This is a genomic window from Nitrospinota bacterium (genome assembly GCA_009873635.1).
Lineage (GTDB): Bacteria > Nitrospinota > Nitrospinia > Nitrospinales > VA-1 > LS-NOB.
On sequence record WAHY01000001.1, the window covers coordinates 119,514 to 134,148 of the forward strand.

Below are 14,635 nucleotides of genomic sequence, written 5' to 3' on the forward strand. Positions count from 1 at the left end.
AGTCCCTATGCCATCTCCAACTCACTGGTGGGCATGTTATCCAGTGAAATTTCCATGTATTTCGGATTCCAGGGCCGTAGCCATGTAATCTCTAATGGTTGCACCAGTTCATCCGATGCATTGGGTTATGCATTTAATACCATTCGTTTTGGCCAGGAAGACTGGTTTGTTTCAGGGGGTGTCGAATCCTGTGTCACTCCGGCAATGATGCAGGGATTCGAGAGGATGAAAGTTAACCCAATGAACTACAATGATTCTCCAACAAGAGGTTCGCGTCCATTCAACAGAGATCGGGAAGGTTTCGTGCTGGCTGAAGGGGCCTGGACGGTAATCCTCGAGGAACTGGAACACGCAAAGGCGCGTGATGCAGAGATCATCGCAGAGGTTATTGGTTATGGAACAACCTGTGATGCTTATCATCGTGTTGCCATCATGCCCGACGGCAAACAGTCTTCAAGAGCCCTCGACCTTGCCTTGAAGGACGCAAGGTTGAATAAAGATGAAGTGGACTACATCAATTTCCATGGCACCTCAACATTGCTGAATGATAAAGTTGAAACCATGGCCGTCAAAAGAACTTTTAACAGCCATGCGATGAACATCCCGGCCAGCTCCACCAAATCCATGGTCGGGCATCCGCAGGGTGCTTCAGGTGCTTTAGGGGTGACGGTGTCTGCCCTGTCTTTAAAAAATGGATATATGACTCCAACTATAAATATGGAAAACCCGGATCCGGAATGTGATATGGACTATATTTCCAATGAGGGTAGAGAAAGTAAGCTCAATATTGCAGTGAGCAATTGTATTTCTTTCGGATCAAAAAACTCAGCCATCATTCTGAAAAAATTTGCTTAGATGATGAAAGTTTTTAAAAATTATTTTTCTTTTCGTGCTGACCTGGGTGAAGTATTCCGCTTGAATTGTTTAAGGATTTTTTTTCTCGCAATCCTGCTAACTCCAGGCGCATGTGCCGAGAAACTGGTGGATGTCAACGTCACCATCGTTGATCAAAAAACCGCCCTGGAAAACCAGATACTGGGGAGTTACGAGGAATTGGGCAACGATGTCCTGTTGCTGGCTTCTGTAAGGTCTGTGGATGAAGATGGAAAGCTCAAACCTTCAACCAGGATTCCGAAGGGAAAACTCAATGCGTTAAGAGCCATGCAGAGGCAGGAGTTTAACCGGGATGATATTCAGGAGTTCAAAAAAAATCATGTGGTGGGAGAAGGCAATGACGGATTGTTGAAATTTTTTGAAACGGAACGGACAAAAACCGACGCCAGGTTCAAAGAGTTTGCCACAGCCATTGTTGCTGAAGAAAATGAAGACCGAATGGTGATATTAAAAAGAATAGTAGCAACAAACGAAAACTTCTCCGACGGAGACCTGCCTAAAGTCCAGAAAATTTCCGCCAGCCTCAACCGCGACAACGCAAAACCTGGAGAAAAAATCCAGCAGGAAGACGGTCAATGGACCACCCGGTGACACACATGTGGCTCACCGATTAACGATAGGGCATGTTATTGCCTTGCAGTTGTCGTTCGATATCGTTTTCGATCTGGTTTTCTTGTCGAACGAATTCTTCAAATTCCCTGGGGCTTTTGAACTCAAAAATCTTGGGTTCTTTCTGTCCGCAAATCTCTTCATCTTGCTCCAAGGTCAACATGTTTTTTTCTACGGACCGTATTACGAATTTTTTTCGAGTTTTAAATTTGGTGAAAATTTCCTGGTAAACAGGTTCCAGATTTAGTGCCATGAAAGTTCTCCTGCTAAATTCACTATTTTAGTTGAATGGTAGAATTTTATCTTTCCCTATAAGTAAAATCAAACAAATTGCCCATTCAACGAAAAGGTTATGATCCGTTGCGGTATCTGGCTGGTAATATTTAATTGTAGTTGAAGGGAATTTTTTCTGTCTGTCTCCCGCAACGACTGTTTTTGGCCTCCATCATTATTAGGGGCTGGTGAATTTATTCGCCGCTGTCCTGCAATACATTTCTTAACACTTTGCGAAATTTATGTTAGGCTATGCCCAGTAATGCGGTGAGTGATTCCTTAATCGCCGTCTTACAAGGTCTCACCTGCCGTCCATTCTGGACCGTTAAATTGTTTCTTCATAATCATGCAATCAAGAATTTCACTCAATCGTTTAGCTGATAAACTTATTCAGGAATCGACAGCCCCATTCAGTGTAGAAGAATTCGCGAAATGCCTGGAAGGCAGATGGGACAGGGAAGTTTCCGATTCTGCCATGAAACGGCTCAAAAAATTCTTGATCAATCATTCCTCATTGATCGGTATCCACGACAGCAATTTTATTCCATTTCGGGCGGTGGTTGAAAAGATCGCCCATGTGTCCATGTCGTTACAATTGGGAGCCTGGGAATTGAAACAGGGTGTGTTGATTCCAGGACACCGTTTGATTCCTTTCATGCCCACGAACCTTAAAGAGAGTGAGTTGACATTTTTGGATGAGGATGGGAAAGAAATTCCCAAGCTGAAACAATCCTATTTCATACAGGATATCATTCCGTTTTACCAGTATTGTGGTGGTGCGCACTTTCCTGAAGAAATCAAGATTAATGAATGGTTACCCGGCAAAAGCTGCATGACAGTCACAGTTTGGGATATGCAATCTTTATTCAGGAATTTTTCGTCTCGACCGGGGGATGTTATATTGATTGACCTGGTTGATTATGAAAAGGGAATCTATCGGGTGCGCCCCTACTCTTCCCAACAATACCGCCTGGAACGGCTACGCATGCGTTCCCTCTATATTGCTTTGGCGACCCAAATGGATCCGCTTTGCCAGGATGAAAAATTTTGTTCTACCGGTCTTGAAAAACAATTGCTACATATCCTCTTTTCCGTCGACCCAAAAGTGTTTAAAGAAGTGGAGGTATTTTCTGTCACGGACTTTTTAGAATCCCTGAAGGAGTGGACCATTGTCGGGTGTGAGGCGGGTGGTGTGCAAATGGTTCCTGTGTGGCAGGAAGAGCCAGGGCCTCTTGTTCGGGCAGATGCGAACAGGGCGATAAAGGGCGAATTGGGTTCGCTGAATAAAATATTCCAGGATTTACAACTGGCCTTTGACGCTTTGGAATTTAAATCCATGCTTTATACGGTCATGGCTTCAGACAAGTATAAACTGGAAGCTGTCTTTTTTCTATTGTTTGGCGGCCAGGGAGATTTGTTCAAAGATAAAAAACAGCATGAGGTTTTTTATGGTTATCTGCGAGAACTATTGTTTAAAATCTGCGAGGATCTAAAAACCCGGGAATCAATCTTAATTGCAAACTTGAGAGAGCAATGTGTGGACCTCAAGTTCAGTCTTGTCGGCGTATTGAGGTTTCTGGAAGATCAGGAGGTTGGCCTGGAAGACCTGCCCGCAGACTTATTAAACCAGATTATCGAACTGGATCACTTTTGTACTGATGCCCTCCACAAGTTCGCCGACCGGGATCAGCCTCCGGATCTGAAGTTTGTCCGGGAGATACGTATCGCCTTAAAAGTTGTGTTGCCGCAACTTTCCATGGTAGAAGAAGAGGTGTACTCTCGCCTTGCTATTTATTAGCCCGCCTCTGGCTATGCAAGAACTTCTAAACAAAGAAATTCATCTGGAATTTGGGCACTAGAGAATTGCTGTGCCGTTGAGGGAGTGGCCGGTTACATTTTCGACGTTTACTTTAATTATATCTCCCGTCTTTAAAGTTCCCACCTTGGTCCGAATATTTGAGCCCCAGTATTGCGGACTCCTGCCCTTGAAAGAATAGCCTTGTTTGGATGATCTTCCTTCAATCAAAACTTCAATGTTTTTGCCAATATAGGATTGGCCCTGTTCGGCGGTCAGTCTGCTTTGCAGTGCTATAGTTTCCTGTAGCCTGTATTTTTTGGTTTCATCTGGAACAGAATCGGGTAAATCATTTGCCGGAGTACCAGGTCTCGGGCTATAGGCAAACATGAAACTGCTGCTGTAACCAACCTCTTGCATTATATTGAGGGTATCCTCAAAAGCTTTATTTGTTTCACCTGGAAAGCCGACAATGATATCTGTTGAAAGTGATATGCCCGGAACTTCTGATTTCAATTCCAACAACAAGTCCTTGTATTCTTCAATTGTATGGTCACGTCGCATTGCCTTGAGCACTTCATTGTTGCCGCTTTGAACAGGTAGGTGCAAATGGTTCATCAGAATATCAATATCCCTGTATGCCTGAATCGTTTCACGAGTGAAATCATTAGGGTGGCTGGTGGTAAACCTTAACCTTTGCAAGCCGGGGATCTGGGCAACTCCGTATAGAAGTTCATGAAACGGAATGGGGCTTTTCAGTCCCCGTTTGCCATAAGAATTCACATTTTGCCCGAGTAAAATAATCTCTTTAGCTCCGTGATCAACCAGATGACGGATTTCCGCGTATATTTCTTCTGGTTCTCTTGATTTTTCCCTGCCTCTGGTAAATGGAACTACACAAAACGTACAAAACTTGTCACAACCTTTTATGATATTTACAAATGTGCTGGGACCTGGCGCTTTTGGCAGGGAAAGTTCTGGAATGGAATATACTTTTTCCCGGTCAAAACCAGTCCAGACAAAAGACTTTCCCGTATCACGCACCCGGTCTACGGCTTCAGCGATTCCATCTACCTGGTCTGGGCCCATTACAAAATCCAGATAGGGCATACGTTGCAGAAGCTTTTCTCCCTCCTGTTGGCCCAAACACCCGGTTAATCCCAGGATCAGGTCTGGATTGGCCTGTTTTAAAGGCTTCAGACCCCCAAACAGAGAGAATGTTTTCTGTTCTGCCTTTTCTCGAATCGAACAGGTATTGACCAGAATCAGGTCGGCATCTTCCTTTTCCAGGGTACGCCTATAGCCGGAATGGAACAGAATAAGCTCCATTCTGTCCGTATCGGCAACATTCATCTGGCATCCAAAGGTATCCAAATACACTTGTTTCATAAGGGAGAATGTAAGGGAATCGCAGGGTTATTGCAACCGGCATTTAGTTGGAGTCGAAAACACATCGATAACCTTCAGGATGAGATTAAGTTAATAAATTTTATTAAATTTAAACAAATTTAAATAAATTATTAGTTATTCATGAAATTATATTGACAAATAGGTATTTTTAAAAGTAAGATTTAAGCATTCCATAAAAAGTATTTTAAATAAGAATCCATATGAGGGAGAACCATCATTAGGGAGGGGATTTACTGTGGCCAATACTAACTGTGTCCGGGAAATTCGGGAAGCTAAAATGATGAGTAAGGCCGAGTTGGCTCGTAAGGCAAGTGTGACCGTTCAAACAATTGATCGAATTGAGAAAGGGAACGATTGCCGGCTTGATACAAAGCGGAAAATTATTTTAGCTCTCGGATATAAGCTGGCAGACAGGACAAGAATTTTTGACTCTGAAAATGCCAGTTCTGCTTCAGCGCCAAAAAAATCTAAATCAAAAAAGTCCTGAAATAATTTTTAAAGGAGTATTTATAATTTGAACAATGACGTGGCATTCATATTCGGGACTGGGAAGCTTCATTTCCAATTTCCCAATGCGCTTATCGATAATAAATTGAAAAACTTGAGTGTTGAGTTGGAGATAACTTTTAACAAGGCGAATGATTTTTTGTGAAAAGTGTTAAAAAATCATTCACTTACTTATAAGGATTTAGAGCAACGGTTTTTAAAAGTCTTATTTTAAAAGAGCTTTTGGGTCACAGTCAGGTTTGGTACAAGGTTTGCTTTTTTTAAATTTTTAAGCCCTGGATTGGCTTAATATTTTGAAACTTTATTTGGGAACATATGTTTTTATCAAAAAAAAGCCCATTAGTAGCCATTGATATCGGATCTTCTTCTATAAAGCTGGTTCAACTGAATGAGGTCAAGGATGGCCAATATGAACTGACCCGGTTTGGGATGATGCCGTTGGACCAGGAGTGTATTGTCGAGGGGGCCATCAAAAAACCGGAACTCGTCGCAGAAGCCCTGAAAAATTTAATCAAAGCCGAAAAAATTCAAAATCGTTATGCCGTTTCTGCTGTTGCAGGTGAAGCCGTATTCATTAAGAAGATAAAAGTACCGGTGATGTCGGAAGAAGAGCTTTCTGCAAAGATCACTGAAGAGGCGGAGCAGTACATTCCTTTCGATATTGAAGATGTGGTACTCGATTTCCAGATTTTGGGGGAAGTGAATGAAGAGAAGGAAGAAGAATCTCAAGATTTAGAAGGCGCAGAAGTCGATAGGAATGACAAGGAAAGTGAAGAACACGGGGACTCACATGGTGGGGAACAAATGATGGAAGCCCTTTTGGTTGCGGTTCAAAGGGAAATGATCGATGAAAGAACAGATCTAATTCTTGATGCTGGCTTGAAACCGGCCATTATTGATTTGGATGTTTTTGCCTTGATGAACGCGGCTGGACTGAATGCTGATTTGTCTTCAATGGGAACTGTCGCCTTGATTGACCTGGGTGATTCCTTCACTCACATAAATATTATCCAGAATGGGGAAATGGGTTATACCCGGGACATTCCTGTTGGAGGAGGGTATCTGACAACCATGCTGATGACAAAATTCCGGATACCTTTTAAACAAACCATAGATGTAAAAAGGGGGAAATTCTCGTCGGATATAAAAGAAGAAGAGGTCATTGAAATAATTACTCGAGCATATAAAAAAGTTTTGGAAGAGGTTCAAAAATCATTTGAATACTTTAACACCCTTTCTGACAAACCCATTGAGAGAGTTTTGTTATGTGGAGGGGGAAGCATGATTCGAGGATTGGATAATTATTTTGCCGACTACTTAAAGTTGTCTGTGGAGGTTCTGGATCCCATGCAGGGTGTCAAAATCAACCCTAAGAATTTTGATCAATCATTGATCGATGAAATGAGCGGGTTGTCTACAGTCGCTGTTGGTCTGGCTACAAGGAGGTTTGACTACTAATGATAAGAATCAATCTCCACGACTATAGGTATGAACTGAGAAAGATTGAAATCCAGAAACGTGTGGTCAAATGCTGCGCGGTTGTTATTGCTGCGATCTTTTTTATATTGGCTCTCTGGTTGATGGAGCAGGTTCGCCTGGATTCTGTAAGAAGCGAAACTCGTAAACTGGAATCCCAGGTGGCTGGTAAGAAAGGCCAATTTAAAAAAATCAAGGCCATGGAGTCCAGGCAAAAAAGGATGAAAACTATAATGGCGGGTATCGACAGTTTGAGAGAAAAACAGATGCCCGCTGGCACCATCGTTAGTGATTTAAACATGAACGTTCCCGACGGACTTTGGCTGACCTCCATTATTCAGAGAGATTCAGACTATCTCAGGACTAAAAAGATACCGGTCATTATGTATGGCGATCCATCCAAGAAAAAGAAAAGAAGAAAAAGAAAAGGAAAAAAGAAGCAAGCTCTTCCAAAAGAATTTGTAGAGGTTTCGGGTTATTCCCTGAGCGAAGAGGGGGTGGCGGATTATATGAAAAGGATTCAAGAGTTCCCATATTACAAAACCACATTCCTATATAAATCTACCCGGAGAATTATAGGAGGTCAGGGAATTCATAAATTTATTATTTATTGTTATATGCCGGAGAATAACAAATCGGCTTAGAAAACAGTTATGGATAAGCTATTTGACAAACTACCCTATGATGACCTGGAAGGGATCCAGTTTACCCATATGCTGGGTGGGGCAATAGGTATTGGGTTGATACTATTTCTAGGCTATTTCTTCACTTTGCACAGTTTTACCAATGAGGAATTTGAAAAACTTGTCAAGCAGAGGGAAGAAGCAGAAAGAACTCTGAAAAGATATAACTCTAAAATCGCGGAGAGAGGTTTGGTAGCTAAAAATATGTCTCGCGTTAAGGGTCAGTTTGAAGCGTATATCAACCAAATGCCCGACCAGGACGAGATTCCGGGGTTGTTGGAGCAAATTGCGGAATTTGGGAAAAAAAGAAATATCAGGATGGTAGAGCTAACTTTGCAGGAAGGTGAAATCAGTGATTATTATAAAGAGATTCCTTTGAAAGTTGAGGTCAGTGGAGAGTTGTGGGTCACTCTTGATTTCATAGAATATATGCAGAACCTTTTGCGTTTGGTGAGTTTCGAAAACCTGATCTTACAAGGTCGTGATGTGGATAATAGAATCAGAGTTTCTGGTACTAATAGCAATTTTCTAAACACTACATTAACGGCAAAAACCTATTCATTTATAAGTGGTGCTGAAAATCGCGGGCCGAAGAAAAAGGAACCGGCTAAGGCTAATAAACCGGCGAGAAAGAGGTCGGGGCATTAAGACTAATTAGAGAGTGATGTTAAATATGAAACCTGGATTTAATCTGAAAGTTCTTCTTGTTATAGGGATAACTTTTCTGGGAATGCAGCCAGTATTGGTTTCAGCTTTACCCGCTAAGGTTCAGGAGGATTTGCGTTCTCGAAATTATAAGCTCAATACCCTTTTCAGGCTTAGTGGCCTTGATGACACTCTGAAGAATGTAGAAAATATTGCTCAGATGGCAGGTAATATTCGTGAGGATGCCCTGGCTCCCGGGCAGGAAGAATTTGCGAGAGGGCTCATAAGCCAGGCAATTTCTTCCAGAAGTTTTTATCGCTTGCTGAAGCAGCCTTTTTATGATGATTACAAACCTGAATATGCCCGCTCTGCGATTCAATGGTATCGAAGTCCGTTGGGCAAAAAAATATTAAGACTCGAAAATGAAGCGAGTGATCCCTCCAAAAGTCCTGATAAACAATCTTTTTTAAAAAAATTGTTGGGTTCTCCACCAAGCGAAAAGCGCATTGGAAGGGTGGAAAACATTGAACGCAATTCTTATGTGACCGGGGCTGGAAAAAAACTTTTTCTGGCATATGTCAAACTGATGCAGCCCTTTAATAGGAAGTTTGAAGGGAAAAAATTAAGCAAGGTTTTGAGATCACTGGGTAAGAACATTACGGAGCCTATGCGGGAAGTTGTTTTGAGAAACCTTCTCTTTAGCTACAGAAGTTTGAGTGATAAAGAGATTGAAGAATATGCCGGTTTTTTAAGCTCACCTTCGGGAAACTGGTTCAACCAGACTTTATTAACAGGTTTTGATAAAGGGCTTAGAAAAGCTTCCTACAAGGCAGGTCTCATTCAAGTTAAGTTGTTAGAAGAGATTGACTCGGGTGGTCCAGAGTATCCTTTATTAAAGGATATGGTTCCACCTGGTCAAAGATATTTGCTGATTGGAAGGAGAGACCCTTTCCGGCCTTTGGTGAACTCCCAGGGTCTGATAGATTTTTCTGAAGAACAACCGCCCGTTTCAGTGGCTCGTTTGTTTGGTGGTGAGTTAAAGGATATACCACCGGTTGCCCTGCTGGTATTTAAGAAAATTGAAGACCAGCATCCTGAACTTTACAGAAAGTTAAAGAAATTTGAACGTTTGTTTAATAACCAGGATGAATTGGAAGAACTTGATGACGAGGAATATGCACAGGTTGTAGAAGATTATCGTGATGCGCTTGAAAGGTCATCTAATATTTATATGGATGAGTCCCCTTTGCAGGTTGAGTATGACACCCTTCGTATGACTGGAATAATCAAGAAAAAAATGGAAGTATCGGCAATGTTTGAGGTTGGTTCAACAGGTTATACGGTGAAAAAGGGTGACCGAATTGGTCCTTTCTTTGGATATGTGGAAGAAATTCAGAATGGTCAGGTGGTTGTGATTGAACAGTTCAGAGACTATCTCGGTAATATCCTGACAAACCAAAAAATTATCCAGTTTTACCAGGGTTCACCTGACGAGGGCAATACGAACTCATGAGAAATCTCATGTCCAATAAACCTCATTGCTTTATGAAGATATTTCTTATGTTTTTGCTGGCAGTTATGCCGGTTTCTGAAGTGTCTTCTGCTGGTGGATCCCTGGGGGAAATAGTTTCTCTTAACACCGAGGAAGAAGGACGAGGCTCTATCATTTCCATCGAGTCCACGCGCCCTTTCCAATACACCGCGTTCAAACTTCTTAATCCACTCCGTTTGGTTCTGGATTTTCCGGAAATGGACCAGGGAAGCTTGACCAGTAATATTCAGGTGAATAAAGGTTTTGTAAAATCAATTCGACCCGTTCACTTTAAAGAGGCAGGTGTTTTACGCCTGGAAATTGTTCTCAATCAACCTGTCGATTATGAAATCAAAAAACAGAATAAGAATAAATTGATGGTCAGTTTGTTGTCCTCAGAGAGATTGCAAAATGAGGAAATGGCTCAGTCTTCCCCAGTGAATTCTCTTGCCAGCGAAGTTGCAAATAAAGAAGAAGTTGTTGCCGATGGTCTAAAGGACGATGGAAACAGAGATACATGTTTCCCCATGTTGTACGGAGAAAAAGAAACGATTTCCCTTGATTTTCAAAACGCTGATGTGCGCAACTTTTTCAGAACATTTTCAGAGATCAGTGGATTCAATATTATTATTTCTCCGGAAGTCAGTGGTACCTTAAGCATCAGGCTGAATGATGTTCCTTGGAACGAGGCGTTGGAAATCGCTCTCTCCAACATCAATTTAGGCAGGGAGTGTTTTGATAACAATTTTGTCCGCATAGCAAGCAATACAGTTCTTGCTGCGGAGGAAAGTGAGCGGGTGGCTGAAAAAGCCCGTTCGGCGGCTGAGAGAGCCAATGAGCAGAATGCGCAAGCTCTGGTCACCGAGGTGATCCGCGTAAACAATGCAAACATAACTACACTTGCGGCAAATCTTAATGCATTAAAGAGTTCTCGTACAGATGCTCAAATAACTGTGGATATAAGAACCAATACGCTTATATTAAATGACCTGCGCAAGCATGTGAACGATATGCTGGAGACGATCAGGGTGCTGGATGTTCCCACTGCCCAGGTTGCGATTGAATCGAAAATCGTGAATATCACCAAGACTTATGCCCAGAGGTTGGGAATTCAATGGGGAGTCACCCGCCCGGTGACAGGCGCTGGCACTGGAGTAGGGCAAACCATAGGGGTCACGGGTTCGGATGGGGATGGAGATAATTTTATAGTGGAATTGGGAAAGACTTTCACAGCTGGATCTACCAGTGGGTTTGGTTTGACACTGGGTAATTTTATCAACGGGGCGGGTCTGAATATTGCCTTGCAGGCATTGGAGACAGACGGCAAAACCCGGATCCTTTCCAGCCCCAGGGTTGTCGTCGCGGATAATAAAGAAGCCCGGATCTCATCCGGTAAACAGATTCCCTATCAGGTGACTACGGCAGAGGGTAACTCGATTGATTTTGCGAATGCTGAACTCAGCCTCACTGTTGTCCCTCATGTGACTTCTGATGACCGGATTTATATGACCATTGACACGACAAAGAACTCTGTTGACGAGACAGTTACCGTCCAAGGCGTTCCGGTTATTTCAACTAAGGAGACGCATACGGAAGTTCTGGTGGGGGATGGTGACACTACCGTTTTAGCCGGGCTCTACGAGAGCACAATTGATGAAAAAACAAGTAAGGTGCCGCTGTTCTCTGAAATCCCTTTATTGGGTTACTTGTTTAGAAACTACGAAGATACAGACACTCTTGGGGAGCTTATGGTGTTTATCACTCCGACTATTGTTAAAATGAATTGATCCAGGTTGCAGGGTTACGTTTAAGGCTTGTTTAAAAAAGGCAATACGAACTCATGAGAAAATTAATGTTCAAAAAACCTCGTTACTTCATGAAGATATTTCTTTTGTTGTTGCTGGCAGTTTTGCCGGTTTCTGAAGTATCTTCTGCGGGTGGATCTTTGGGGGAAATTGTTTCTCTAAATACTCGCGAAGAAGGGCAAAGCTCTATTGTTTCGATTGAGTCGACCCAACCGGTTCAATACACCGCATTTAAACTTCTTAATCCGCTCCGTTTGGTTTTGGATTTCCCCAAAATGGATCAAGGAAACTTAACCAGCCGTATACAGGTAGACAAGGGAATTATAGATTCTATCCGCCCGATTCACTTTAAAGAAGCAGGTGTTTTACGCCTGGAAATTGTTCTCAACCAGTCATCGGATTATGAAATTCAGAAACAGGGTGAGAAAAAATTAATCATTTCCCTTCAATCTTCTAAACAAGAATCAGGACAGCGCCTGGCGATGTCCGAGGAATCCGCTGCGTCAAGCGAGGCCGGGGCTGAGAATGATACCTCCAGGGAAGCAAATGTAGAAAAGGATACTTGTTTTAAGATGTTACGTGGAGAAAAGGAGCCCATTTCCCTGGATTTCCAGAATATTAATATTCGTAACGCGTTTAACATCTTCGAAGATATCAGTGGTTACAATTTCGTTCTTTCCCCTGAAGTAGCTGGGGAGGTAAATATCAGGATGGCAGATGTGCCATGGAATAAGGCCATGGAGATCATTCTTGCAAATGCAGGTTTGGGGCGGGAATGTTTTGGTAATAATATTATCCGTGTTGCCCAAAAATCGGTGTTTGTCGCGGAGGGACGTGCAAGAATTTTAGAAAAATCCAGAGCGGCTACCGAGCGCGCCAATCGAGAAGCAGAACAGGATCTGGTCACCGAAGTGGTGCGGATTGATAATGCGAATATCACCGATCTTTCAGCAACTCTCACCGCTCTTAAAAGCCCACGTCCTGATGCCACCATTACCGTGGATACACGCACCAATAAGCTAATTCTGAATGATCTGCGAAAAAATGTGGATGATATGCTGGAGACCATAAGGGTTCTGGATGTTCCAACGCCTCAAGTTTTGATAGAGGCGAAGATTGTTGAATTATCCAGAGAATATGCCAAGGAACTGGGGATTCAGTGGGGCCTGGCTGGTGAAATAATACCGGGAACACCCGGATCATTAACTCTTGTTGATCCCACCAATGCTACTGCCAGCACGAATAGTAATTTTCTCGTAGACTTACAACAGACTACCAGCGTTAGTGGATTCGATTTATTTCTGGGTAATGTGCTTCCCGGGTTAAAACTGAATGCGGTTTTGAATGCCCTGGAAACCATAGACAAATCAAGAACGATTTCCAGCCCCCGAGTTGTCGTGGCGGATAATAAAGAAGCCCGTTTTGAAAGCGGAGAGCAAATCCCCTATCTGGTATCTTCAGCCGAAGGAAACTCTGTACAATTTTATGATGCAAATATCAGTCTCACGGTCACTCCACATGTCACTTTTGAAAACCAGGTATATATGACCATTGATACAACAAAAAATGGCAGAGGAAATAATGTTACTTTTAGGATTCCAGGAGGTAACACCACGGACTTACCGATCATTACAACCAATGAATCACATACAGAAGTATTAGTTGGCAATGGAGACACGACCGCTTTAGGTGGAATCTTCGAAACCACCGAAGTCGAATCCAATAAGGCAGTACCTCTTTTCTCAAAAATACCTATTCTGGGATATTTGTTTAGAAGTTTTAAAGATACACAAGACGATACCGAACTTATGGTGTTTATCACTCCTACCATCATTGAAACAAATTGAGTTTTGTGCAGGTTGTTTTATTATTTTTGCTGGACCAATTGCATGTTCAAATTATCAATTAAAGAATTTATTGGATTATGAAACGCTTAAGCATTGACCTGGGTGAAAGAAGTTATGACATTCTTATCGGCTCGGGTCTCAGGAAACAGACTGGCGAGTTACTCAACGCTGTATTAAAACCCAGTCGGGTTGTAATAATCACTCACCCTTCTATCAACAGCCTCTATGGCGAAGTTGTGTCCAACAGTTTTATGGCTCAAGGTTGGGATACGGATACCATTGAAGTTCCTGAAGGTGAATCTTCCAAGAATCTTGGTCAGGCTGAAAAGCTGTTTGACAGACTGTTAGAGTTAAATTGTGACAGGAAGTCCCTGCTGGTTGCTTTAGGAGGTGGAGTGATTGGGGATTTAGTGGGTTTTGTGGCGGCGACTTATCAGAGAGGCGTTCCTTTCATACAGATCCCGACAACTTTGCTTTCCCAGGTAGATAGCAGTGTGGGAGGAAAAACGGCGGTCAATCATCCCAAGGGGAAAAATATGATCGGGGCGTTTTACCAACCGCGACTAGTAGTGATTGACCTGGAAACTCTCAGAACACTTCCCCAAAAAGAATACCGGGCAGGTCTTGCCGAAATAGTTAAATATGGTGTCATCGCTGATGCAAAACTCTTTGAGTTTCTGGAAACCAATTATAAGAAGATCCTGAATCTCGATTTCGAATGCCTTTCACATATTATTGAAACCTCATGTGCGATCAAGGCAAAAGTGGTTGAAAAGGATGAAAGAGAAAGTCATTACAGGATGATTCTGAACTTTGGTCATACATTTGGCCACGCCATCGAATCATTGACGAATTATTCCAGGTTCATACATGGTGAAGCGGTGTCGATAGGAATGGTGCATGCTGCGGAGCTTTCTCATTCAATGGGAAAATGCTCGAAAGACATTCCGGTTCGCCTTGCGGCTTTGTTGAAAAACCTGGGACTTCCTGTTGATATGCCGAACCTCGATACAGCATCAGTAGTTGGTTCTTTGTATCATGATAAAAAAACAATGGATCGTAAAATAAAGTTTATCCTGGTTAATGAGATAGGTTCAATTGAAATAGCGGACCAGGTTTTGGAAGAAGAAATTCTGAAAGTGTTTTGAACTGGTTGTCAG

The 14,635-nt window shown here is 42.5% G+C and carries 13 protein-coding genes; 11 read left to right on the plus strand and 2 right to left on the minus strand.

Going from position 1 to position 14,635, the window contains the following annotated elements; genetic code table 11:
• On the plus strand, positions 1-855 hold an 855-nt coding region (locus F3741_00660), incomplete at its 5' end, for a beta-ketoacyl-[acyl-carrier-protein] synthase family protein (GenBank protein MZG29312.1).
• The gene (locus F3741_00665) at positions 856-1,485 is read left to right on the plus strand and encodes a YdbL family protein (GenBank protein MZG29313.1); all 630 of its coding nucleotides are present in this window, start codon (positions 856-858) and stop codon (positions 1,483-1,485) included.
• 19 nt (positions 1,486-1,504) lie between these two features.
• Here F3741_00665 and F3741_00670 read toward each other — a convergent pair whose 3' ends face one another.
• Positions 1,505-1,756, minus strand: a complete 252-nt coding sequence (locus F3741_00670; protein ID MZG29314.1) for a hypothetical protein — start codon at positions 1,754-1,756, stop codon at positions 1,505-1,507.
• Between the two features lie 366 nt (positions 1,757-2,122).
• Here F3741_00670 and F3741_00675 point away from each other — a divergent pair, with 366 nt between their 5' ends.
• On the plus strand, positions 2,123-3,574 hold the full coding sequence (locus tag F3741_00675) for a hypothetical protein (protein MZG29315.1): 1,452 nt from the start codon (positions 2,123-2,125) through the stop codon (positions 3,572-3,574).
• A gap of 57 nt (positions 3,575-3,631) precedes the next feature.
• Here the strand turns inward: F3741_00675 and miaB are convergent, their stop codons facing one another.
• Positions 3,632-4,960 (minus strand): tRNA (N6-isopentenyl adenosine(37)-C2)-methylthiotransferase MiaB, encoded by a 1,329-nt coding sequence (miaB, locus tag F3741_00680; GenBank protein MZG29316.1) that lies wholly within the window; start codon positions 4,958-4,960, stop codon positions 3,632-3,634.
• A gap of 256 nt (positions 4,961-5,216) precedes the next feature.
• On the opposite strand from miaB, the gene F3741_00685 reads away from it, so the two are divergent.
• The 8 genes from F3741_00685 to F3741_00720 all read left to right on the plus strand — a co-directional run bounded on the left by F3741_00685 (position 5,217) and on the right by F3741_00720 (position 14,623).
• Positions 5,217-5,468, plus strand: a complete 252-nt coding sequence (locus F3741_00685) for a helix-turn-helix transcriptional regulator (protein ID MZG29317.1) — start codon at positions 5,217-5,219, stop codon at positions 5,466-5,468.
• 335 nt (positions 5,469-5,803) lie between these two features.
• Complete coding sequence (locus F3741_00690; protein ID MZG29318.1) at positions 5,804-6,946, plus strand: hypothetical protein; 1,143 nt, start codon at positions 5,804-5,806, stop codon at positions 6,944-6,946.
• Complete coding sequence (locus F3741_00695; protein ID MZG29319.1) at positions 6,946-7,608, plus strand: hypothetical protein; 663 nt, start codon at positions 6,946-6,948, stop codon at positions 7,606-7,608. Before F3741_00690 ends, F3741_00695 begins: the two co-directional genes overlap by 1 nt.
• Positions 7,609-7,617: 9 nt before the next feature.
• Positions 7,618-8,295, plus strand: a complete 678-nt coding sequence (gene pilO, locus F3741_00700; GenBank protein ID MZG29320.1) for a type 4a pilus biogenesis protein PilO — start codon at positions 7,618-7,620, stop codon at positions 8,293-8,295.
• A gap of 16 nt (positions 8,296-8,311) precedes the next feature.
• On the plus strand, positions 8,312-9,805 hold the full coding sequence (locus F3741_00705; protein ID MZG29321.1) for a hypothetical protein: 1,494 nt from the start codon (positions 8,312-8,314) through the stop codon (positions 9,803-9,805).
• Complete coding sequence (gene pilQ, locus F3741_00710; GenBank protein ID MZG29322.1) at positions 9,802-11,610, plus strand: type IV pilus secretin PilQ; 1,809 nt, start codon at positions 9,802-9,804, stop codon at positions 11,608-11,610. The genes F3741_00705 and pilQ (F3741_00710) overlap by 4 nt, the downstream gene beginning before the upstream one ends.
• A gap of 53 nt (positions 11,611-11,663) precedes the next feature.
• Positions 11,664-13,475: a type IV pilus secretin PilQ gene (pilQ, locus tag F3741_00715; GenBank protein ID MZG29323.1), complete on the plus strand. Its 1,812-nt coding sequence runs from the start codon at positions 11,664-11,666 to the stop codon at positions 13,473-13,475.
• A gap of 77 nt (positions 13,476-13,552) precedes the next feature.
• Positions 13,553-14,623, plus strand: coding sequence for a 3-dehydroquinate synthase (locus tag F3741_00720; protein ID MZG29324.1), 1,071 nt, complete (start codon positions 13,553-13,555; stop codon positions 14,621-14,623).
• Positions 14,624-14,635 lie beyond the last annotated feature (12 nt).